Consider the following 22,475-nt stretch of genomic DNA (forward strand, 5'->3'; position numbering starts at 1 on the left):
ATTTTTTCCACAAATACGTTGAACGAGTGAGCCAAATCGCCCAGCTCATCATTGCTCGAAACTGGCAAACGGTGTGTCAGGTCGCCATTTCCAGCGGCAATGTCGTCCAGGTTTTTTTTGATAGCGAGTACAGGTTTCACCAGTCCGTTGCCAAGCCAGATTCCTACTAAGGCGACCAGTACCAGCAAGAAACCGGCAAGGGCAAGTACGTACGCTGTGTACTGGCCGATTCGCTCGTAACGCTCACTGGCAATGGCCTGCACCTGAACTTCCAGATCGTCCAGGTTCACTTGGGTACCCACGGTCAGGTCCCACTTGTCCAGGTAAACGGTGTAACCAAGTTTGGGCGTAGGTTTAGGGCTGGTGGGCGTCTGCCAGTCGTAGCGAAAAAAATGAGTGCCGGTCTTGGCTGCTTCAACCAGCCCGCGAATGACATACACGCCGTTGGCATCTTTGCTATCGACAAAACTCTTGCCGATATCGGTGTTCAGGTTTGCAGAGAACACTCGAACAGACGAGGAGTCATAGCCGTAAAAGTAGTTTTGTTTATCGAAACTCAGCGTCCGCAGAATTTTGACGGCCTGATCGCGAGCCTCCAGATCCCCATAGCGGGAAGCGTCATAGATCGGCTGAATCGACGTTTGGGCAATGTCCATATAGTGCTTTAGTGAAGTTTTTCGCTCATCGATCAGGAGCTCGCGCGTCTGCGCGACCTCTTCGGATGCCAGCTTTTGCAAAACCCAAAAGGTGGTGCCACTGACCATCGCCGCTAGTAAAAGGCCGGGGATGATCGCCAGAAGGATGACTTTGCTACGAAGATTAAGCGTCACGATGAGTTTCGCCTCACTCAAGAGATTTTATTGTGACCCACCCATTTTTACCTCGAGCTCATTGGCTCAGCGTTGCATAAAAGCAGGGGGTGTTTTTGGTTGAAACTGCTGAGCCTGGAGAGGTGAAGGCGCTCCATTTTTATGAAAAAGGCCTTTTAATGATCGGTCGATCAATAGTAGTCTACGCCCAGCCGGATCGGCTTGTCGATGCCCGACCATAGACGGTGGTTTCGCCTCATTCAGGCCTGGTATCGATATCAAAAGTTATGAGGAGGAGGGGCCGACAATGCGGCATCTCGATCAATTCCCCGTCATTGATTCAAGCGGAGGTATTTGACTGACCCCGTTTATCTCTTGCGCACGACGCAACACGACGTTGCGTCCTCTCCATATTCTCTCGAGGTGCACTGCCGCCTATGTTGTTGTCCTGGAAAACATGAATGCGAGTGATCTTCCACTGGAGAGTCACCGCTGTCGAAACTCAGGAGTCTATGGCATGGGCCTTTCTACAAGTGATACAGCAGCGACGATACAAAAAGCATCAATGACAAAGGGGCTGGTGCTTCTGTTTGCCTTTTGTTGTGGAGCCATCGTCGCCAACATCTATTACGCACAACCGATCATTAGCTTGATTGCCCCGGATATCGGCATGTCGAGTGGCAGCGCGAGCTTCATCGTTTCGCTGACCCAGATTGGTTATGCGCTCGGTTTGTTTTTCCTGGTGCCCTTGGCGGACCTGGTAGAAAACCGTCGGCTGATGATCACGACAATTGTGATTACGATCTTCAGCCTGGTCGCCGCCGGTTTGTCCAAGCAGCCGAGTGTATTTCTAGTGGTATCGGCGCTCATCGGTTTCAGCTCAGTCTCCGTGCAAATGCTCATCCCGTTGGCCGCACATCTGGCACCGGAAGAGTCGCGCGGTCGGGTGGTTGGCGGGATTATGGGGGGCTTGCTGCTGGGGATTCTGCTTGCGCGGCCGCTGTCGAGCTTAGTTGCCGATCATTTCGGCTGGCGGGCAGTGTTTATCGGGGCCGCAGCCTTGATGCTCGTTATCTCCATCGTGATTGGCATGACCATGCCCAAATGGCAACCGACCCATCGCGCATCGTACGGTCAATTGCTGATGTCCCTGGGACAACTGTTTTGCCGCGAGCCCGTGCTGCGTCAGCGCGCGCTCTATCAAGGGCTGATGTTTGCCGCGTTCAGTTTGTTCTGGACCGCTGTTCCGCTGATATTGAGTCGTGAGTTCGGCCTGACGCAAAGTCAGATTGCGATTTTCTCTCTGGTCGGCGCCATCGGTGCAATTGCCGCACCTATCAGTGGTCGACTCGCTGATGCGGGGCATACTCGACGAGCGTCGCAGTTGGCCATGGTGCTGGGTGTATTGAGTTTCCTCCCGGCCTTCATCAATCCCTTTTACGGTGTGATTGGATTAGCGGTCACCGGTGTGGCGCTGGATTTTGCAGTGCAGATGAACATGGTGCTGGGTCAGCGAGCCGTCTATGCCTTGGGCACTGCCAACAGAGGCCGTCTGAATGCGTTGTACATGATCAGTATCTTTATTGGTGGTGCAATCGGTTCTTCGGTGGCCAGTTCGCTTTATGAACATGCCGGCTGGTTGGCGATTGCTGCGGTGGGAAGCGCATTGTCGCTGGTAGCTTTGGTCGTCTTTTCGGTGGTGTCTCGTCGGGCCCGAATTGGCGCCATGCTCAAGATGAACAACGGATGAGTCAAGGAGTGTCATGGACAAGCTGCTCGCATTGAAGATGTTCGTCCAGGCTGTAGATTCGAAGGGTTTTTCTTCTGCCGCTCGACATCTGGGCCTGGCTACATCTTCTGTCACTCGAATGATCGATGGACTTGAGGCTGAGTTGGGCGCTGTCCTGCTCAACCGTTCCACCCGTCAAATCTCATTGTCTGACGCTGGGGCCGCCTATTATTTGAAAGCACGGGAGGTGCTGAATGCAGTGGCCGAGGCGGATGCCTCGGTCACTGACCGTGGGGAACTCCCTGCAGGTCACCTTCGTATTTCTGTGCCTGTAGCACTTGGGCGCCGTCTGATTGCCCCTCATATCGCCTCGCTCTTGAAGCGATACCCGCAACTCGTGTTGGACATGACGCTCTCTGACGACATCGTTGAATTACTGGGTGAGCGCGTCGATCTGGCGATCCGATTGGGATCGGCAGCAGCCATGGACGGTGTCGTCAGTCGTCCCGTCGGTCATTTCAAACGCCGAGTGGTGGCCAGCGCCGAGTACCTGAGTGCACAGGGTTTTCCTGAACATCCCATGGACCTCATGCAGCACGAGTGTCTGCGTTTTAGCTATGGCCCAAAGCAACAGGTGTGGACTTTCTTAAAGGACGGCGAGGAGACTCGAGTACCGATTGAGGGCCGCTTCAAAAGCAATAATGCGGAGGTTTTACGTGAGGTTGCGCTGGCGGGTGGCGGTGTGGCTCTGTTACCCGACTGGCTCGTCAACGATGATATTGGCAGCGGTGATTTGACTTCATTATTCGAGTCTTTTGTTATCAATCCGAACGATGCCAGTTCCGCCATTTCCGCGCTGTATCTTCCCAACCATCGTGGCTCCAAACGCGTCAATGCGTTTATCGATTTCATCAGCGAATTGCTCGGGCCTGAAGGCTTAACCGAGAGCTGATCTCCTCATTGCTGTTTTCAGGCCGTGTAGGCACGGCAGATCCCGGAGATTTGAATGAACACTGCGACACTGCATTACGTCTACGACCCGTTCTGTGGCTGGTGTTATGGCGCGGCGCCGATGATCACGGCGGCCACCGCTGTTCCTGGCCTGGAAATTCAGGCCCATGGCGTGGGCATGCTCTCGGGGGACAAAAGCAAGTTGATGTCGGGTGAGTGGCGCGATTTTGTTCGTCCTCACGAAGCTCGGATTACGGCATTCAGCAAACAAACCTTCGCAGACGCCTATGTTCAAGGCGTACTGGAACATGAGAACGTCCAGCTGGACTCTTCACCACCGATTGCCGCGATGTTGACCGCTCAACAGCTGTCCGGACGTGGCATCGAAATGCTCAAGCGCCTGCAAATTGCTTACTACCAAGAGGGGCGGGCTATCGCTGATCGAGGCGTAATCGCCGACATTGCCAGTGAGCTTGGGTTTGAGCCCGATACGTTTATGGCAACGTTTGATTCGATCACTGCAGACTCATTGCAGGACCACATCAACCGCAGCAACGGGATGCTTGAAGCGCTGAATGCGCGAGGCTTTCCGGCATTTGCGCTGGAGATCGATGGCCAAATGGAAGTGTTGGCCATGGGGCATTATTTAAGCCGACCCGCCTTGTTCAAGGAGGATATTGAAAGCCGCCTGGCCAAATAGGTGTGGTTCATAGCCAGTGCGTTCCTTTGTTTTGTATGATGCCTTAATGAAGCTCCAGTGAGGCGTTATGCAAGACTCAAAAAATAGAGACGAGAACGAGTCGGGGAAATCAGCGAAATCAGCAGACCCCGTCAAATCGACGACTCGACGCCTTTCGCCTGAGGTCAGGGAAAAGCAAATCGTGCAGAAAGCCGTTGAGCATTTTGCGACGTGCGGATTCTCGGGCAGTACCCGTGAGCTGGCGCGACAACTGGACATTACCCAACCTTTACTCTATCGGTATTTCCCCAGCAAAGAGGCATTGATAGACCGCGTGTACGACGAGGTCTATCAGTGGGATTCCTCGTGGGAGGCGATGATCAAGGATCGCTGCGAACCCCTTCAGTCTCGCCTGGTGCATTTTTACACCTCATACGCGCGCGTGATTTTGCGCCGAGAATGGATTCGTATCTTCGTATTCGCCGGGCTGACGCGTGAAGGTATCAATGATCGGTATCTGGCTAAATTGCGTGAGCGGGTCTTCATTCCTGTCATTGCAGAAATCCGCCACGCTCATGGATTGGCGCCGTCCTCCGGTGAAACGATCAATGAAAAAGAGCTCGAACTGATCTGGAGTCTGCATGCCAGCATTTTCTATATTGGCGTGCGCAAATGGATTTATGATCTTCCAGTGACTGAGGACATTGATGCGCTGATCGAGCAAATGGTTGATGCGTTCCTCAACGGCAGTCCCCACGTACTGCAGCAAGTCGATAACGACCTCGGTGAGAAGTCTCGCTTGAATTGATCGGTTGAGATTCCCCTGTTTCTTGCCTCCTGATCTCCTGTGTTGCCTGCTTTTTTGTCGACCACTCATCACCTGTTTCAGCCTTCAACTGAGCAGGTGGTAAGGGGGACGCACGCGCCTTTTTGCCCTGAAAAGCCCTTTCTCAACACCTGAAGCCCGTCCTCTGTTGGCGGCGCCGCGACGTGGTTCAGGTCTGTCCGCAAAAATTTGGTCCTCCACCTATTTACTTCAATTTCGTCAGGTCGTATTGTTTATCAACTGATAAATAAATACAAAAAACTGTTGGAGGCACCATGCAAGTCGTGAAGCTCGCTCATTACTCGATCCGGTCATTCGACCTGGAAAAGTCCAGTCGATTTTATGAAAGGGTGCTCGGTTTTACTCCTGGCTACCGGCCGCCATTCGATTTTCCTGGCGTCTGGTTGTACATGGGAGGGGATGAGAAGGACTACGGCACGGTCCACATTATCGGGATTGATCCTTCCAACCCTGAAGGCCTGAAGAAATACCTGGGCGATAAAGAAGTCCCGCTGACAGGCACTGGAACGGTTGATCACATTGCTTTTTTAGTCACCGGCCTGGTCGAGTTCTGGAACGTCTTCAAAGCCGAAGGGATTGCGTGGCGCGATCGCACCGTGCCGAGCCTTGGCCTGCATCAGGTGTTCATCGAAGATCCGTCGGGTGTCACCATCGAGCTCAATTTCCCGGCCTCCGAGATTGAAGCAGTGGGTTCTTACGCCTCCCATGTCGCTGCAACGGTGGGAGAGCAGCCATGATGAATTCCTTGAACAAGCCCCGCGCCATTGTCGTCGGCGGCTCGCTGGGCGGCCTGTTTGCAGCAAACATGCTATTGCGCAAAGGTTGGGACGTAGAGGTCTTCGAACGCGTTCCGGATGAACTCGCTGGACGAGGCGCTGGAATCGTTACACACCCTGAATTGTTCGAAGCGATGGCCGCAGCAGGAATTCCCCTCGACGCATCTGTAGGCATTGATGTGCTTTCACGCGTCACTTTGGCCCAGGACGGCGATGTCGTACTTGAGAACGCACTCCCACAAACGCTAACCGCGTGGGGGAAGATGTACCAAGTGCTCCGCTGCGCATTCCCGGATTCACTGTATCGCTGCGGTGGCAGTGTCGTGTCGGTCGAAAGTACTGAAACCCATGCCAGCGTTACATTGGCCGATGGGACGACTCATCAAGCAGACGTCATTATTGCGGCTGATGGGTTTCGGTCGACGATTCGCCAACATTTTTTACCTGATGTGCACTTGCAATATGCCGGCTACATCGCCTGGCGCGGGTTAGTCGATGAAAGTGCTCTGTCTGACGCTGCCCACGCCGCACTGTTCGATAAATTCGCGTTTTGTTTGCCCCCGCATGAACAGATCTTGGGGTATCCAGTTGCCGGGCATTCCAACAGCACTCTCGTCGGCGAGCGCCGTTACAACTTTGTGTGGTACCGCACCAGCGGTGACGATGAATTGAAGGATTTGCTGAGGGATGAAAGCGGTAAACAATTTGAAGGTGGGATTCCTCCTGGCCTGATACGCCGTGACGTACTCGACAATATGTACACGTGCGCAGAGACATTACTGGCTCCGCAGTTTGCCGAAGTCGTAAAGAAAGCGGCTCAGCCGTTATTCCAGCCCATTTACGATCTGGAAGTTCCCAAGATGAATTTCGGACGTGTCGCGTTGCTCGGCGACGCGGCATTTGTGGCGCGTCCTCATTGCGGGATGGGGGTTACCAAGGCCGCTGGTGACGCTTTGGCAATCGTGGAGGCACTGGAGCGACATGCATCCGTTGAAGAGGCATTAGCGGACTACAGCGAACAACGTTGTCGTTTCGGTGCATCGATTGTTCAACACGCCAGGCATCTTGGCGCATATATGCAGGCGCAACTGAAAAGCGAGGAAGAGCGCGAAATGGCGGAGTTGTACCGGACTCCGGAAGCCGTGATGCGTGAGACTGCAGTGCCCGTGAAGTTCTAACTCAGCCAAAAGCTATTTGCAGGAGATCACCATGGAACATGCATATCCGCAAGACGGTGGCCCGACCATGCCCGCTGAACGGGTTGACGACACTATTCAAAATCCGATTCTCGTAAATCCAGAGTTTCGAGCTTTGGTAAAACAGCGCCGATTATTTTCGTGGAGCATGACGGCGCTTATGCTCACTGTCTATTTTGGTTTTATTCTTTCCCTGGCCTTTATACCTGCCCGTTTGGGTACGCCTATCACAGTAGGGCAGCCGATGACGTGGGGCGTGCCAATCGGTTTTGGAATGCTCGCTTTCACGACTCTCCTCGTGGCTGTCTATGTCTGGCGCACTAACACCTGCTACGACCCTAAAATAAAAACAATTATCAGGAGCTTCAACAAATGAAGCGTCTACTTATTGCAATCTCCGCCATGCTTGCTTCGGTAACGGTATACGCGGCCGACGCCCCTGTTGCCGTACAAAAACATAATCCCATTGCCATCGGCCTGTTCTTGGCGTTCGTTATTTTCACTCTGTTCGTCACACGGTGGGCGGCACGCAAAAACAATAGCGTCGCGGATCACTATGCCGCAGGAGGAAAAATTACCGGCTTCCAGAATGGGTGGGCTATCGCGGGCGACTATATGTCCGCAGCGTCTTTGCTGGGTATCTCCGCCTTGGTTTTCACCAGTGGATTTGATGGTCTGATTTACTCGATCGGCTTCCTTGCCAGTTGGCCGATCATTCTGTTTCTGATTGCGGAGCCATTGCGAAATCTGGGGCGCTATACCCTGGCAGACGTACTGTCCTATCGGCTGAAACAGCGACCCATACGAGCATTTTCGGCCTCCAGTTCCATTGTGATAGTGTTGCTTTACCTGGTTTCTCAACTGGTAGGTGCCGGGAAACTGGTGGAGTTGCTGTTTGGTTTTGATTACACCGCGGCGGTGCTTCTCGTGGGCACGCTGATGGTGATTTATGTTTTCTTTGGCGGGATGTTAGCAACCACCTGGATTCAGATTATCAAGGCCGTATTGCTGCTGACCGGCTGCGTCTTTATGGCTTTCATGGTGCTGTCTCAATTCGGATTCAGCCTGAACCAGCTGTTTACTCAAGCGACCCAGGTGCATCCTTCCCATGGTGCAATCATGAGCCCAGGTGGTTTGATCACTGACCCGGTGTCTGCGATTTCCCTAGGCTTGGCGTTAGTCTTCGGCACGGCGGGCCTTCCACATATTCTCATGCGGTTTTTCACTGTCGGTAACGTCAAGGCTGCGCGCCAAAGTATCCTTTATGCCACCGGTCTGGTCGGCATTGGTTATGCCCTGATCGTTATTATCGGCTTCGGCACCATCGCCCTGGTTGCCAGCAATCCTGATTATCACGATGCATCAGGTGGCATATTGGGCGGCGTTAATATGGTTGCGATTCACCTCGCACACAACGTTGGCGGCAATGTTTTCCTTGGGTTTATGTGTGCTGTATCGTTCTCGACGATATTGGCGGTGGTGGCAGGGCTTACCCTTGCGGGCTCGTCTGCTGTTTCACATGACCTCTACGCACATGCCTTGCGCCGGGGCACCGCCAGCGACCGTGAAGAGATGCGCGTCTCTCGCGTTACAACCATCGTGCTGGGTGTGTTGTCGATTCTATTGGCCATTGCTTTTGAAAAACAGAACATCGCATTTATTGTGAGCTTAACGTTCTCCATCGCCGCAAGTTCCAATTTCCCCGTGCTGTTATTGTCGATTTACTGGAAGGGCCTGACCACACGAGGCGCCGTAATTGGCGGATCGCTGGGGCTGCTATCAGCCATTACGCTTTGCATTCTTAGCCCAACCGTTTGGGTCAAGATTCTCCACAACCCGCAAGCCTGGTTCCCCTACGAATATCCGGCCTTGTTTTCCATGGCCGTGGCATTTGTCGGTATCTTTTGGTTCTCTATTACCGATCGCTCGGTCAGTGCCATTGATGAGCGCAATCGATTCGATAATCAGCTGGTCGATTCTGAACTGGGTACGCCAGCCACGTGGAATGCGCAGCTGAAAGCTGATTAGTTCGGGTTATTACTGTTCACGTTAACTAGTTGCTGCATGAAAGTGCAGCTCATGTGAATACCTGCGCCTGAAAGTCGCTGAATAGTTTAGACAAAAATAATAATCTCAACTGTGGTGCAAAAACAATGAAATGTACTTTGACTGTTGCAGTCGCCTTGTGTGTATTGGCGCAGCAAGCCCATGCGGCGGGTTTTATCGATGACAGTAAAGCTGCGCTTAAACTGCGTAACTTCTATATCAATAGTGATTACCGAGATTCAGCAACACCTGCTCAGAAAGCCGCTAACCAGAGTTATCAAGCTGAGTGGGGACAAGCCTTTCAGCTCGAATTTATCTCAGGTTACACCCCGGGGCCTGTAGGTTTCGGTGTTGACGCGTTGGGCATGTTGGGTGTCAAGCTGGATTCTAGTACTGGCAAGCATGGCAACCCAACGGGGACAAACTACGGTGGCATCGTATTTCCAAGCGACGGCAACCATGCTGTTGACGAATTTTCCAACCTGGGATTGACCGGCAAAGTAAAAATATCCAAGACCGAGCTGAAGCTGGGAACGTTGGTCCCGAAACTGCCGGTGATCTTCAGTAATGATGGAAGATTATTGCCGCAAACCTGGCAAGGAACCCAGGTTACTTCGACAGATATCAAAGATCTGACGTTGGTGGGAGGCCAAATTGATGAGGTGAAGGGGCGTAACTCCAGCAACAATGAAAACATGTCCATCGCGGGTGCGAACAATGCGGTCACGGGACGCTTCAGTAATAAATTTATTTACGCCGGTGGCGATTATAAGCCGACTAAAGATCTAACCTTGCAATACTATTATGGGAATCTAAAAGATTTCTATAAGCAGGACTTTCTTGGACTCATTCATAACTGGGGGATCGGTCCTGGAGTCCTGACCAGTGATGTTCGATACTTCAATAGTAGAAGTGATGGTGCAAACGGCCATGACCCTGCGTATTTCACGACAGGCTACTATGGTGGTAAGACATTAAAAGGTGAGGTCGACAATAATCTGTTCAGTGGATTATTTACCTACGCCGTTGCGGGCCACACTTTTGGTGCAGGTTATGAAGTCAGCAATGGTAAAAGTGACTTTCCCTATTTGAACCAGGGAGATGGCCCAACCACCTACACCATTACGGAGATGCAGATTCAGAAATTCGTTCGTGCCGGCGAAAAGTCATGGCAAGCCCGTTACTCTTATGACTTTGCAAAACTGGGCTTGCCCGGTGCGACGGCGGGGGTTGTATACGTTAAAGGCGATGATATCAATACTGTTGCTTCCACCAATTCCAGTGAATGGGAACGAGATATTACGCTGGCCTATGTCGTGCAATCGGGGCCCCTAAAAGGCGTTGGCGTGATGTGGAAAAATGCAATGGTGCGCAACAATATCCCTAATGCCCGTGAGCAAGACGAGAATCGCGTGATTATCAATTACCAATTGGCGTTGTTTTAGTTTTTTGATCGAGGCCGCTTCGTAACTGATATCCAGATATCAAAAACGTATTCGGCGGTCCGGTCGTGTGTGACTGGCCGCTGTAACTGACAGGCAGCACTTTAACGAGTGCTGCGTGTACATGTCGTTCTCTTCCAACGGCGTGTTTTATAGAAGAGCAACATTTCCCTTGGTTGGGGTAGGGCGGTGCAAGTGATCCTTCACCGCCTTTTTTTATTCCGTCACGTTGATAGTCCATTGAATCGACGCAGCAGTTGCGTCAGCTGTTCCAGATCCTCATCGTTCCAGTCGTCGATACGCTGCCGAAAAATGTCGCCCTTGTGAACAATGGCCTGGCGGATTCTGGCCCGGCCTTGATGGCTCACATTCAAAAGGGTGCCTCGACCATCCGAAGGATCCGGTTGCGCCTCCACCAGTCCCAGGTGGATGAACTGTTCGACCAGCGCGAGAACCAAGAGCGCGTGGCTGGCAAGGACGCTCAACTGGTTGGACATCGGTGATCCGCAACGTGGCGCGGATATCATCGTACGCCTGGCTACCTATTCAGACCTTTCTCCGGCATCGGGCGGCTACTTTTCAGTGAAGGACGCAAAGCCCATACGGCCGACGCCTCCAGCCGACAATGCCGCCGCCTGCCAAGCCCTTTGGACGGCGACGTCAGCCCTGCTCGCCAAGTAATAAGGGCATAACGTCGACACCGCCCGGATCGATCATGACCCCAGTGCATCCTGCCAGCCACGTCGGGCCAGCGGGAGATCCAGCAAGCGCTTGCCGGTGGCATCGTTGATGGCATTGCCCAACGCTGCGGCCATGGGGCCCTGGACGATTTCCGCAGCGCCGAGAAATGGCTGATCCGGCTGATCAATCATGTGGACCTCTACCTGTTGCGGCACATCCGGAAAACGCATGATCGGATAGCCGCTCCAGTCGAAGCTGTGCATGCCACTGGCGTCATAGAGGATTCGTTCATAGAGTGTCCAACTGGCGGACTGCACGATGCCGCCCTGGACCTGATTGAGCAGGCCGTCGGGGCTGACAATTTGCCCCACGTCGACGGCGGCGACAACGCGATCAATCGTCACCTGCCCGGTCTGGCGCTGCACATGCAACTGCACGGCAATCGCGCAGTAACCCATGATGTTTTTGTAGCGGGCGAAGGCGAAGCCGATTCCGCTGCCGGGCCCTGTTGCTTTTTGCGGCCAGCGAAACTCTGCGGCCACGCGCTCGACCACCGCCCGTGCTCGCGGATCGCTCAAGTGATTGAGGCGAAATTGCACCGGGTCCACGGCAGCCCGAGTCGCCAGTTCATCGACGGTGCTCTCGATGGCGAACACGTTGATATGGGCACCGAGCGAACGCATGGCCGAGGTCCTGAATGGCATGGTCAGCACAAAGTTCATATCGACCTTCAGGTTGGGTATCTCATACAACGGAACGGCATTGCGGTCGCCGTCACCTTCGGGCTGTGCGATCGGGACCGAAGGCGCTGGGGTGAAGGGGTTGGCCAACAGCCACGCCGGCAAAAGGCGCCCGGCATTGACGATACGTTCGTTGTGCGGAGTACTCCAGAGTTCGTATTTCCAGTCACGAAGCCGCCCGCCGTCGTCCAGTCCCGCTTCCACTTCGGCAAGCATGGCCGAGCTGTAGGGCTCCCAGAGATTTTCCTGTTCGCGCATCCATTGCACCCGAATCGGCTTGCCGGGAACGGCCATGGCGATCAGCGCGGCATCGGCGGCAGCGTCATCGGCGCCGTTGTGGCCATAGCACCCGGAGCCTTCAGCGTGGATGCAACGCACCTGAGCCACCGGCAGGCCGACCATCTCGGCGATGCCCGCGCGCAACGGATAGACACCTTGCGTGTGGGTCCAGACGGTCAGTGTTCCATCCTTGAACCAGGCCACTGCGCAGGAGGGCCCGATGGAGCCGTGCATCAAGTATTGCTTGGTCACCCGGGCCTTGTAGGCACTCGGCACCGGTTTCGGGAGGTCACCCTTGGCGCTCACCGGGTAGCGCCGCGCCGGCAATTCGGTGAGCAGTTGATGGATATGCGTCGAGTCAGGTAGCGGGTTACCTGCTGTCCAGCGGGCCGTGGCGTAGCCCTCGCGCATCGCTTTGATCGCCAGCCATTCATCGGTGGCGACCACGGCGAGGTAGCTGCCGTTGCGGATCAGTTTCACCGCGCCGGGGAGTTTCCTGAGGGCGGTCTCGTCAATGTCCAGAAGCTGACTGCCGCGCCGGGGTGGGCGAATCACACGGGCGTGCAGCATATCGGGCAGGCGCATGTCCTGCACATAGGCCGCACCGCCGCTGACTTTGGCCGGGATGTCCAGTCGAGGCAATGATTTGCCGATCAGAGTGAAACTGCTGGCTGGCTTGAAGGGCGAGTTGGCCGATGCAAAGCGATGCAGTTGAACGCCTACCACGGCTTGTGCGTAGGTCATGCTGCGGCCTTGTGCATCGTAGATCACCGCGTCCCGCGTGGTCAGGCTGTCGATAGTGAGCTGCCATTGGCGTGCCGCGGACTCGAGTAACAACTGACGAACCTGGGCCGCCGCGTTGAACAGCGCGGTGCCGCTGTCGACGATCGTATGGCTGCCGGCGGTATACCCTTCATTGGGTGTCAGTGCGGTGTCGGCAGTGAGAAAACGGATGAGCCCAGGTGAGACCTCCAGGCGTTCGGCGGCGATCTGCAGGAGTGCAGTTTTGACGCCAGTGCCCAGCTCCACTTTGCCGGTGTAGACGGTGATGCCATCTTTCGCATCGATGCGAATCCAGGCGTCCAGATAGGGAGTGGCCCGCAGGCTGCCGGGCAGATCGGGTGCCAGGATTGCCGTCCCCAAGGTGTCCACTTCGGTGTCGGCGAAGGCGCGGGGAATGCCCGGAAGCATCGCGAACCCCATCACCAATGCCCCGTTTATCACGAAGGCACGGCGGCTCAGATTGACGTTTTGCGCGGGAGTTTTCATACCTTGCCTCCCTGCGCGACAACCGACTTGATTGCCGCGAGAATCCGCACATGGGTGCCGCAGCGGCACAAGTTGGGCGCCATGTGGCGGAGGATCGTTTCATCGTCTGGATGAGGGTTGGCCTCCAGCAGCGCCTGTGCCCGTACGATCATTCCCGCGATGCAATAACCACACTGGGCGGCCTGTTCGTCGATGAAGGCTTTCTGCAACGGCCCCGGATGGTCGGCGCTGCCCAGGCTCTCGACGGTGCGTACCGATTTGCCCGCCAGCGCGCCGCACGGCGTCAGGCAGGAAAACACTGGTTTGTCATTCACTAACACAGTGCAGGCGCCGCATTGACCCAGACCGCAGCCGTATTTGGCGCCATTGAGCCCCACCTGGTTGCGCAAGGCATACAGCAGGGGCATGTCGTCCGCGATGTCCAGTTCGTGGGTCTTGCCGTTGATGTCGAGTGTGATCACGGTTGCTGCTCCTGAGCCCGAATGCTTTTGATGGTCTTGTCGAGATCCGTCCAGGGTCGGTTCGCACAGCTCTCGTTGCGCAAGTACTCGGCAAGTGCAGCCACATGGGTGTCGTCCAGGCTAGGGGCGAAGGCAGGCATGTAGTGGCTGGAAGCGGCGCCGGACATCGGGATGCCCTGCAGGATGGTCTGGATCAAATTGCGTGGCGAGTCCGCCATCACCGCCGAGGTGTTCGCCAGCGCCGGCCGCGATTCAACGACGCGCATCGGTGCCGAGCTGCCGTGGCAACTCGCGCAGGCCCCGTCGAACAATGAGGCGCCCAGAAGCGCCCTGGCGCTGGGCTTGACCCCAGAGGTGCAGGGCGGCGATGGGGCATCCGATGAGGTTTTCTTGAGGTCAAGAATGTACTGCGCGATGGCATGGGCGTCTTCCGCTGGCAATTGCGCGATGCTCAGGCTGACCGGCAACATCGGGCCCGCCGCTGCGCCGTGTCCTTCGGCGACCTCGCCCGTCAGATAGGCAACCAACTGGGCTTCATTCCAGGGGTGTTGCGCCTCGGTCATTCCACGCAGGGCAGGGGCGGTCCAGCCGTCGACGACGCCACCGTTGAACAGTTCGCTGCCTTTCTCTCCACCAATGAGATTCAAGGGCGAATGGCAGGATGAACAGTGTCCCGCTCCTTCGACCAGATAGCGTCCGCGGTTCCATTGTGCTGACCGGTTGGGAAGTGGCTCCAGCGGATCCCCATGCAGAAACAGCAAGTTCCAGAAAGACACCAGCGGACGGAAGTTCATGGGGAAGACCATGTGGTTTTGCGGCGCGGTGTATTTGATCGGGTCCACGCTCATCAGGTAGGCATAGGCGTCGGCAATATCGGCATCGCTCATCTTTCGATAATGCACGTAGGGGAAGGCCGGATAGAGGAAATGACCGTCACGCGCGATGCCTTCACGCATGGCCCGTTCAAAGGCGTCCAGCGACCACTTTCCGATACCGGATTCCGGGTCTGGGGTGATGTTGGTGGTGAAGAGGGTGCCGAAAGGCGTTACCAGCGGCAAACCGCCGGCCATGTAGGCGCCCCCTGGCCGTGTGTGGCAGACCGCACAGTCTCCCGCTTCGACGACGCGGCGGCCTCTGTCCAGGGTTTCTCGAGCGGCATTCAAGGGCTGGCTGACCGTGGCAATTTCCGGCCTCCACATCATCCAGAACGCAAACCCTAACCCCACGACGCCGATTGCCAGAACGGCACCGATGATCGTCTTGCGCTTCATCGCCTTACCTCTCGAGCTGAATTAACGACAGATTTTTCAATCCACCGCGTGCGATTGGCGTACGGCGATTTCCATGGCGTGAGCTTAGAGAGGGTGGTTGTGATGGAGTACCCCATCAGGGCGCAACGCTACATTGCGCCAGGCGCAACGGCGGCAGAATTAACAACCGTTAACTCGCGCAGCGTGCGCCCATGCCCAAAGATAGACCCTCAAGGATCGTACCGACGCCACTGAAGGGGTTTCATGGACAAGCTGCTCGCACTGAAAATGTTCATCCAGTCGGTAGATTCCAAGGGCTTTTCGTCTGCCGCCAGGCAACTCAATCTGGCGACCTCTTCAGTGACCAGAATGATCGACAGGCTTGAGGGTGACCTGGGTGCCGTGCTGCTGAATCGGTCTACCCGGCAAGTCACGTTGACGGATGCCGGGGGTGTGTACTACCTGAAAAGCCGGGATATTCTGAGTGCCATGGCTGACGCGGATGAGTCAGTCTCGGACCGCGGTGAAGTGCCTGCGGGACAGTTGCGCATCTCGGTGCCCGTGGCGTTGGGTCACCGTCTCATTGCCCCCCACATTGGCGAACTTTTAGCGCGCTATCCACTGCTCGCACTGGATATGACGCTGTCAGACGAGATCGTCGATTTGCTCGGCGAACGCATCGATCTATCGATCCGGATGGGGTCGCCAGCAGCGATGGAAACGCTGGTCAGCCGCTGCATCGGCAGCTTTCGGCGCCGAGTCGTCGCCAGCGCCGAATACCTGAATGCTCGAGGATTTCCCGACCGCCCCATGGACCTCATGCAACACGAGTGCATGTGCTTCAACTATGGCGCGCCGCAGCAGTTCTGGACATTTTCAGAGCAGGACCAAGAGCTGCGCGTGCCCGTCGAAGGGCAATTCAAGAGCAACAATGCCGAGGTCCTGCGCGAAGTGGTACTGGCCGGGTGCGGGGTGGCGTTGTTGCCCGATTGGCTGGTCAATGACGACATCGACAGTGGTCGCCTCACGTCCTTGTTCGACGCTTTTGTCGTCAATCCGAACAGTGCCAGTTCGGCGATCTCGGCGCTGTACCTGCCCAATCACCGCGGCTCGAAACGTATCAATGCGTTCATTGATTTCCTCACCGAATTACTCAAGTCGCAACGTCAATCCAAGGCGTGATCGGCTCATCGTTGCGTTTTGCGAAAAGCAACGTTGTGCAGCGGGTGGATTCTCTGACGGCGCTCCGGCACCTACCTTGGGGGGGTGAAACATTCAACCACGGAGACCGTCATGAGTTTGCACGCATCCAAAATTCAGGTGACTTACGACTTCATCTGCCCATGGTGCTGGATCGGTGAGGAAAATCTTGAACGCGCTCTTGCCGCTTCGGGTTTATCAACGGACCGCCCAATCAGTTTCCTGCCTTATCAGTTGAACCCGGACATGCCTGTTCAAGGCATGGATCGCAAAGCCTATCGCTCTGGAAAATTCGGCAGTTGGGCGCGTAGCCAGGCCATGGACGCACAGGTCACCCACGCCGGTAAGGCCGTCGGTCTTGAGTTCGATTATGAGCACGTCAAAAAAACGCCCAACACCCTGGCCGCGCATCGGTTGGTATGGCGCGAACAGCAGGCGGGTCGAGACGCGTCCCCGCTGGTCAAGGCCATTTTCAAGGCGTACTTCGGCGAGGGACGGGATATCGGCGACCTCGCTGTGCTGGCCGACATCGCTGCTGAAACCGGGCAGGACCGTGCGGCCATTGTCGACTTTCTCAAGGCCGATGAAGGCACGGCTGAAGTCTTGAAACTCGAAGCCCAAACCAAGGCGTCCGGTGTGCGCTCGGTGCCGAGTATTCAGATCGCAGATGACGTGATCAGTGGCGCCCAGCCCATCGAAATAATGATCCAGATACTGAAACGAAGCCAAGCCGCTTAAGGCGTTTGTTCAATCCCTATCCATTCAGGAAATCATCATGACTCATCACTTGTTCAGCCCGATCAAACTTGGTCAATTCACTCTCAATCACCGTGTCGCCATGGCGCCTCTGACTCGCTCGCGGGCGGGACAACCGGGCAACGTACCGACCTCGATGAACGTTGAGTACTACCGTCAGCGTGCCAGTGCCGCATTGATCATTACCGAGGCTACGCAGATTTCCCAGCAGGGCCAGGGTTACGCCTGGACGCCCGGCATCCATAGCGACGAGCAGATTCAGGGCTGGAAGGCTGTCAGCGAGGCTGTGCACGCAGAAGGCGGGCGGATTTTCCTGCAGCTCTGGCATGTGGGGCGAGTGTCGCACCCGGTGTTCCAGCCCAACGGCGGCTTGCCGGTGGCGCCGACCGCGCAGCCGGTGCCCGGCAAGACTTTTATCCTGAATGAACAAGGCGAGGGCGTCTGGGGTGATGTACCTGTCCCTCAGGCACTGGACATTCCGGGGATCGAAGCGATCGTTGCCGACTTCCGCAAGGCCGCTCGCAACGCGATGCTGGCTGGCATGGACGGTGTGGAAATTCACGCGGGCAATGGCTACCTGCTCGACCAATTCATCAACAGCGCCAGCAATCAGCGCAGTGATCGCTACGGTGGAAGTATCGAAAACCGTGCGCGGTTACTGCTCGAAGTCGTGGAAGCCGTGACCGCGGAAGTCGGTGCCGAGCGCGTTGCTGTTCGCCTGACACCGATGGGGCGTTTCATGGGGATGGGCGATGACACCCCGGAGCAAACCTTTGGCTACATTGCATCCCGGCTCAATCACTGGAATCTCGCTTACCTGCACCTGGTAGAACCGATGATGGTCGGCACAGTGCTCGATGAAAGTAACGATCCACGCTGGGACGCGATCATCAAGCAACTGCGTAGTGACTTCCATGGCGTTCTGATGCTGGCGGGTGGTTATTCCGGCGAAACGGCCGAACAGGCCATCGCGCAGGGCCGTGCGGACCTTATCGCCTTTGGTCGCCCGTTTATTGCCAACCCCGACTTGCCGGCTCGTTTGCGCGGTCGCAACGAACTCAACGTGGCCGACGGCAACAGCTTTTTTGGCGGCGACGCCAAGGGGTACATCGACTATCCGGTGTTGGCATAACGCAACGGTAAACCGGCGTTTGGGGAATCACCACGCAACGAGGAGAAAGGTAATGAAGAGTTCAGGCGTTCCGAAGGCCTTGGTCATTGGTGGTTCCCTGGGAGGGCTGTTCGCCGCCACGGCATTACGTGCGATTGGGTGGCAGGTCGATATTTACGAGCGATCCCCGGCGGCGATGGATAGCCGTGGTGGGGGTATCGTTCTGCAAGCGGAAGTCCTGCACCATTTTCGCTTTGCGGGCATTCATCCGGCAGGTGCGCTCGGCGTTCGGTCCCATGATCGTCTCTATCTGGATCAAGCCGGTAGCGTCATGCATAAAGAGCCGATGCCGCAAACCCAGACGTCCTGGAACACACTGTACAGCTCATTGTTTTCTGCATTTCCTGCCGAGCATTATCACCGTGGCAAGACGCTGGTGGATCTGACTCAGAATGAGCACCGAGTGACTGCGATTTTTGCCGATGGCAGCACGGCCGAGGCCGATCTGCTGATTGGCGCTGATGGCGCGGGCTCAACCGTGCGAAGCGTGGTGTTGCCTGGGGCAGAACCCACGTATTCGGGGTATGTGGTGTGGCGTGGGCTTGTCGATGAAGAGCAACTTCCAGACTTCGCCAAAACGCAGCTTTACGAGGACTTCGTTTTTCAACAAGACCCTGAATCGCTGATGCTGGAATACATGGTGCCGAGTGTGAATGGCTCCGTTAATCCTGGCGAGCGTCGGTTCAATTGGCTGTGGTACTTGAAAGCTGCGCAAGGGGCGGAACTGGACGCTGTGCTCACTGACAGCGATGGCCATCGGCGTAGTCACTCCATTCCACCTGGGGCCTTGGCCACCGGGCAGGATGCTTACATACGGGGAATGGGGGAGCGGCAGGCGAACCCGGCTTTTCGGGAACTGATTCGCCAGACCAAAGATATTTTCGTGCAAGCGATCCTCGATCTCAACGTCCCGCAAATGGTGTTTGGTCGTGTGCTGTTGACTGGCGACGCCGCTTTTGTGCCGCGTCCTCATACCGCCGGAAGTACGGCCAAGGCGGCGCGCAACGCATTGTCTCTGGCTCAGGCAATCGACGACGTCGGCGACATTGATAAAGCCCTGCTAGCCTGGCAGAAACAACAACTTGCAGAAGGCAGTCGCATGGGCGATTGGGGGGTGAGGATGGGCAATCGAATTATGGGGATCGCCCAGGTCTGAAAGTGTGGCTCACATCGGATTTATTCGCGGGATGAAAGTGGGCTGTAACCGTAGTGTTAGTGCAGTTTTTATAGGCTGAATATAAAAGAGGAGATTAGCTTCAGATCGAAGCTATCTCCTTTTTTGTTCCTGTGTCCATTGAAACATTAACCATTCTGACAGGCGCTGCTCAGTATCTTATATTGCAGATCGTGCGTTACGCCCTTGTGATCTACATACACCATGTGCGCGCCCACGGGACCGCAAACATTCTGTGTGTCCTCTACCGTCGTGATGTCGATGACCTTGGCAATATCCAGGTGTTCGGAATAATTGTACTGCTCTGGCTCAGGGGCAGAGGCAGTGTTGTGGGCGCCATCCTGGGCTGAAGCGTAAACGCTAAACATCATGAGTGAGGCGAGCATTGCATATTTCATTAGGGTGTTTTCCAGTAAGAGTGAGAAAGAAAGCAAGGTTTCTTTGTTTGCTTCTGGAACTGATTATGGTGTCGTCAGGATGTTTATAAAAATATTAAGACTGGATACTGAATATTACCGAAAGTGATGTTTCTGCAAGTTTTTCCAGTGATGAGTTAATTAATTGGTATTTGCTCAAATTGGTTTTATTAACTGGATTGTATTTCCTGGCAGAACGACAAGTACCATTTGAAAAAGTCTTGAACGACACGCAAAAAAAAGGCCGGTCAGACCGGCCAAAGGGAAATCGAGAGTTTTGCCAAGGCTATGCGGGGAGTCCCAGGATTCTGGCTGCGTTGGCGCCGAGCACTGCCGCCTTCTCGCGGGGACCCAGGCCTATGCTTTCGACAAAACGCACCGGCTGCTCATAGCCCATATCGAAGCAGTAGTCGCTGCCCAGCACCAGATGGTCGATGCCGACGTTGGCGATCAGATAGTCCAGCACCGGCCCGGAATGCGACACGGTGTCATAGCTGAATCGCGTCAAGTAGCTGCTCGGCTTTTGGGCCAGGCGCCGAGTCTCAGGACGTGAGGTCCACCCGGCATCGAGACGTCCCACGAGTATCGGCAATGCCCCACCGGCGTGAGGCAATGACACATGCAGTTGTGGGTATTGATCCAACACCCCGCCGAGGATCAGGTGTGATGCCGCGATAGCGGTATCGAACGGGTTACCCAGCAGGTTGCTCAAGTAATAGTTGCTCAGGCGGCTGCCGCCGACCGTTTGTTGAGGGTGCAGGAATACCGGGAGTCCCAGCTGTTCAATGCGGGCAAAGACGGGCGCGAAGAGCGGATTGTCCAGGTCCAGGCCGTTGATGTTGGTGCCCATGTACACGCCCCGAACCCCGGGTAATTCGGCTGCGCGTTCCAACTCGGCAATGGCATCGTCAGCCTCCAGCATTGGCAATGTGGCCAGCACCACAAAACGTTGCGGATGTTGGCGATGGACAGTCGACGCGGCATCGTTCCAGGCACGTGCCAGACGGGCATTGAGTTGTCGATCTGCCCAGTACACCATCGGCACGCTAAGGGACAGCGCCTGTACATCGACGCCGGAGTGGTCCATATCGAGCAAGCGCGCCTGCACGTCGATAAATTTCAAGGGCAATGGTCCTAATCCGCCGGCCGGTGTGGCGAAGCTGAAAGTAGTCTCCTGGCGGGTATAGCTTGCACCGAACGCTTTGCCCTCACTTCCCAAGAGGTGTAAGAACTCTTCAGGGTAGTAATGCGCGTGGATGTCCACTGATCGCACCGGGACATCGGCGCCTCTCTTGATCGGTGCCGCCGAGGCGGGTGATAAACGGGTTACCAGCAGGCCACCCGCGGTAGCTGCCATGATGCCCAGCAGTTGGCGACGGGTCTTTGAAAGACAGCAGGGGCATTGCATCGTCGATCTCCTTTTTATTGTTGTCTTCGCGAGTTCAGGTACGCGCCTCGGTGCTGCGCAGGTTAAGAGCGACCGGTCCACGCGATGGGCATGGACCTGTTCCGACACGCTGCTCTATTAATCAATCGATCATTTGATGGATTTTGATTATCATCCGATCAATTGAAGAATCGCAAGCCTCTTTAATCAATCAGGCCATTGAGCACAGCCATGCAAGACTTCCATTGACTGGTTATGCACAGTCGCTACCTTTACCTTTCGATCTCGGAATCCGTTCATGGACAAGTTGCTGGCGCTGAAAATGTTTGTCGAAACGGTGCGCTGTGGGGGGTACTCGTCCGCGGCGCGTAAGCTCGGCATCTCCACGTCGTCCGTGACGCGGCAGGTCGCGGGGCTGGAAAGCGAATTGGGTGCCAGCCTGCTCAATCGCACCACGCGCAACACGAGCGTTACGGTGGCGGGGCAGCACTATTTCGATAAAGCCGTGGCGATCCTGGAGGCCATTGACGAAGCCGATGCCGTCGTTGCCGACCGTGGCAGCGAAGCTCAAGGGCGATTGCGGGTCAGCGTCCCGGTGGAATTTGGCCGGCGAATCATCGCTCCGCACTTGGGGCGGTTGCTTGAGCGCCATCCCGGCCTGGAAATCAGCCTCTCGCTGAGCGACGAGGTCAGTGACCTGCTCAGCGAACAAATCGACGTGTCCGTGCGTCTCGGTTCATCGGTCGTCAGTGATGACATCGTCAGCAAGCGGCTGGGTGATTTCCAGCGTTGGGTTGTAGCGAGTCCCGAATACCTGACTCGAACCGGTCTGCCCCGACACCCCAGTGACCTGCTGGAGCATCAGTGTTTGCGTTTTGATTACCGCACGGGCCACCACAACTGGACATTCCAGGGCGATGAGGACGTCATCCGCTTGAATGTGCAGGGACGGCTGCAAAGCAACAATGCCGACATTCTGCGCGAAGCTGCCTTGGCCGGTGGCGGGGTGACGCTATTGGCCGATTGGCTGGTGCGTGAGGATGTCAGCGCGGGTCGGCTCACTCGGGTGTTGGAGCAATATGAGGTCAACCCCGGCAGTGCAAGCACCTGCATCAATGCGCTGTATCTGCCTAACCACCGTGGCTCCAGTCGCATCAATGTATTCATAGAGTTTCTTCAGGAAATACTAGCGCCCTAAGCACGTCCTGTGCAGTTG

At 55.7% G+C, this 22,475-nt stretch carries 20 protein-coding genes and 1 pseudogene; 14 read left to right on the top strand and 7 right to left on the bottom strand.

Translation table 11 applies throughout. The features are described from left to right. Positions 1 to 8 precede the first annotated feature (8 nt). Positions 9 to 764 (bottom strand): annotated as a pseudogene (locus tag ACM6I0_RS22470) (cache domain-containing protein); the annotation flags it as partial. 562 nt (positions 765 to 1,326) lie between these two features. Between ACM6I0_RS22470 and ACM6I0_RS22475 the strand changes: the two are divergent. From ACM6I0_RS22475 to ACM6I0_RS22515, 9 genes are all read left to right on the top strand, one after another. Next, the gene (locus tag ACM6I0_RS22475) at positions 1,327 to 2,559 is read left to right on the top strand and encodes an MFS transporter (protein ID WP_285433196.1); all 1,233 of its coding nucleotides are present in this window, start codon (positions 1,327 to 1,329) and stop codon (positions 2,557 to 2,559) included. Between the two features lie 13 nt (positions 2,560 to 2,572). Then, positions 2,573 to 3,490, top strand: coding sequence for a LysR family transcriptional regulator (locus ACM6I0_RS22480; protein ID WP_285433072.1), 918 nt, complete (start codon positions 2,573 to 2,575; stop codon positions 3,488 to 3,490). Positions 3,491 to 3,544: 54 nt separating this feature from the next. Then, positions 3,545 to 4,189 (top strand): DsbA family protein, encoded by a 645-nt coding sequence (locus tag ACM6I0_RS22485; protein WP_414923309.1) that lies wholly within the window; start codon positions 3,545 to 3,547, stop codon positions 4,187 to 4,189. 67 nt (positions 4,190 to 4,256) lie between these two features. Then, positions 4,257 to 4,976, top strand: coding sequence for a TetR/AcrR family transcriptional regulator (locus ACM6I0_RS22490; RefSeq protein ID WP_285433068.1), 720 nt, complete (start codon positions 4,257 to 4,259; stop codon positions 4,974 to 4,976). A 293-nt stretch (positions 4,977 to 5,269) separates the two neighbouring features. Beyond that, positions 5,270 to 5,752 carry a VOC family protein gene (locus tag ACM6I0_RS22495; protein WP_285433067.1) on the top strand — a complete coding sequence of 161 codons (483 nt, stop codon included), beginning with the start codon at positions 5,270 to 5,272 and terminating at the stop codon, positions 5,750 to 5,752. Further along, entirely contained in the window at positions 5,749 to 6,969 is a 1,221-nt protein-coding gene (locus ACM6I0_RS22500) for an FAD binding domain-containing protein (RefSeq protein ID WP_414923310.1), read from the top strand. The genes ACM6I0_RS22495 and ACM6I0_RS22500 overlap by 4 nt, the downstream gene beginning before the upstream one ends. A gap of 31 nt (positions 6,970 to 7,000) precedes the next feature. Then, positions 7,001 to 7,363, top strand: coding sequence for a DUF485 domain-containing protein (locus ACM6I0_RS22505; protein ID WP_285433065.1), 363 nt, complete (start codon positions 7,001 to 7,003; stop codon positions 7,361 to 7,363). Next, on the top strand, positions 7,360 to 9,015 hold the full coding sequence (locus tag ACM6I0_RS22510; protein WP_414923311.1) for a cation acetate symporter: 1,656 nt from the start codon (positions 7,360 to 7,362) through the stop codon (positions 9,013 to 9,015). The genes ACM6I0_RS22505 and ACM6I0_RS22510 overlap by 4 nt, the downstream gene beginning before the upstream one ends. A 125-nt stretch (positions 9,016 to 9,140) precedes the next feature. After that, positions 9,141 to 10,478 (top strand): OprD family porin, encoded by a 1,338-nt coding sequence (locus ACM6I0_RS22515; protein ID WP_414923312.1) that lies wholly within the window; start codon positions 9,141 to 9,143, stop codon positions 10,476 to 10,478. 221 nt (positions 10,479 to 10,699) lie between these two features. Here the strand turns inward: ACM6I0_RS22515 and ACM6I0_RS22520 are convergent, their stop codons facing one another. From ACM6I0_RS22520 to ACM6I0_RS22535, 4 genes are all read right to left on the bottom strand, one after another. Next, positions 10,700 to 10,972, bottom strand: coding sequence for a MarR family winged helix-turn-helix transcriptional regulator (locus ACM6I0_RS22520; protein WP_414923313.1), 273 nt, complete (start codon positions 10,970 to 10,972; stop codon positions 10,700 to 10,702). 216 nt (positions 10,973 to 11,188) lie between these two features. Then, a complete protein-coding gene (locus tag ACM6I0_RS22525) occupies positions 11,189 to 13,444 on the bottom strand; it encodes a xanthine dehydrogenase family protein molybdopterin-binding subunit (protein ID WP_285433062.1) in 2,256 nt (751 codons plus the stop codon). Further along, on the bottom strand, positions 13,441 to 13,905 hold the full coding sequence (locus ACM6I0_RS22530; protein ID WP_285433061.1) for a (2Fe-2S)-binding protein: 465 nt from the start codon (positions 13,903 to 13,905) through the stop codon (positions 13,441 to 13,443). The genes ACM6I0_RS22525 and ACM6I0_RS22530 overlap by 4 nt, the downstream gene beginning before the upstream one ends. Beyond that, the gene (locus ACM6I0_RS22535; RefSeq protein ID WP_414923314.1) at positions 13,902 to 15,176 is read right to left on the bottom strand and encodes a c-type cytochrome; all 1,275 of its coding nucleotides are present in this window, start codon (positions 15,174 to 15,176) and stop codon (positions 13,902 to 13,904) included. The genes ACM6I0_RS22530 and ACM6I0_RS22535 overlap by 4 nt, the downstream gene beginning before the upstream one ends. 243 nt (positions 15,177 to 15,419) lie before the next feature. On the opposite strand from ACM6I0_RS22535, the gene ACM6I0_RS22540 reads away from it, so the two are divergent. The 4 genes from ACM6I0_RS22540 (at position 15,420) to ACM6I0_RS22555 (ending at position 19,438) form a co-directional block, all read left to right on the top strand. After that, complete coding sequence (locus tag ACM6I0_RS22540; protein WP_414923315.1) at positions 15,420 to 16,337, top strand: LysR family transcriptional regulator; 918 nt, start codon at positions 15,420 to 15,422, stop codon at positions 16,335 to 16,337. Between the two features lie 111 nt (positions 16,338 to 16,448). Then, positions 16,449 to 17,093, top strand: a complete 645-nt coding sequence (locus tag ACM6I0_RS22545) for a DsbA family oxidoreductase (protein ID WP_414923316.1) — start codon at positions 16,449 to 16,451, stop codon at positions 17,091 to 17,093. Positions 17,094 to 17,130: 37 nt separating this feature from the next. Then, on the top strand, positions 17,131 to 18,243 hold the full coding sequence (locus tag ACM6I0_RS22550; RefSeq protein WP_285433057.1) for an alkene reductase: 1,113 nt from the start codon (positions 17,131 to 17,133) through the stop codon (positions 18,241 to 18,243). 52 nt (positions 18,244 to 18,295) lie between these two features. Next, positions 18,296 to 19,438: an FAD binding domain-containing protein gene (locus tag ACM6I0_RS22555; protein ID WP_414923317.1), complete on the top strand. Its 1,143-nt coding sequence runs from the start codon at positions 18,296 to 18,298 to the stop codon at positions 19,436 to 19,438. Positions 19,439 to 19,584: 146 nt separating this feature from the next. Here ACM6I0_RS22555 and ACM6I0_RS22560 read toward each other — a convergent pair whose 3' ends face one another. Together ACM6I0_RS22560 and ACM6I0_RS22565 are read right to left on the bottom strand one after the other, a co-directional pair. Beyond that, the gene (locus tag ACM6I0_RS22560) at positions 19,585 to 19,854 is read right to left on the bottom strand and encodes a DUF2790 domain-containing protein (protein WP_414923318.1); all 270 of its coding nucleotides are present in this window, start codon (positions 19,852 to 19,854) and stop codon (positions 19,585 to 19,587) included. A gap of 304 nt (positions 19,855 to 20,158) precedes the next feature. Then, positions 20,159 to 21,280 (bottom strand): amidohydrolase family protein, encoded by a 1,122-nt coding sequence (locus ACM6I0_RS22565; protein WP_414923319.1) that lies wholly within the window; start codon positions 21,278 to 21,280, stop codon positions 20,159 to 20,161. Between the two features lie 277 nt (positions 21,281 to 21,557). On the opposite strand from ACM6I0_RS22565, the gene ACM6I0_RS22570 reads away from it, so the two are divergent. Beyond that, complete coding sequence (locus ACM6I0_RS22570; RefSeq protein ID WP_285433053.1) at positions 21,558 to 22,457, top strand: LysR family transcriptional regulator; 900 nt, start codon at positions 21,558 to 21,560, stop codon at positions 22,455 to 22,457. Positions 22,458 to 22,475 lie beyond the last annotated feature (18 nt).

This window comes from Pseudomonas sp. IT-P294 (genome assembly GCF_949767865.1).
Lineage (GTDB): Bacteria > Pseudomonadota > Gammaproteobacteria > Pseudomonadales > Pseudomonadaceae > Aquipseudomonas.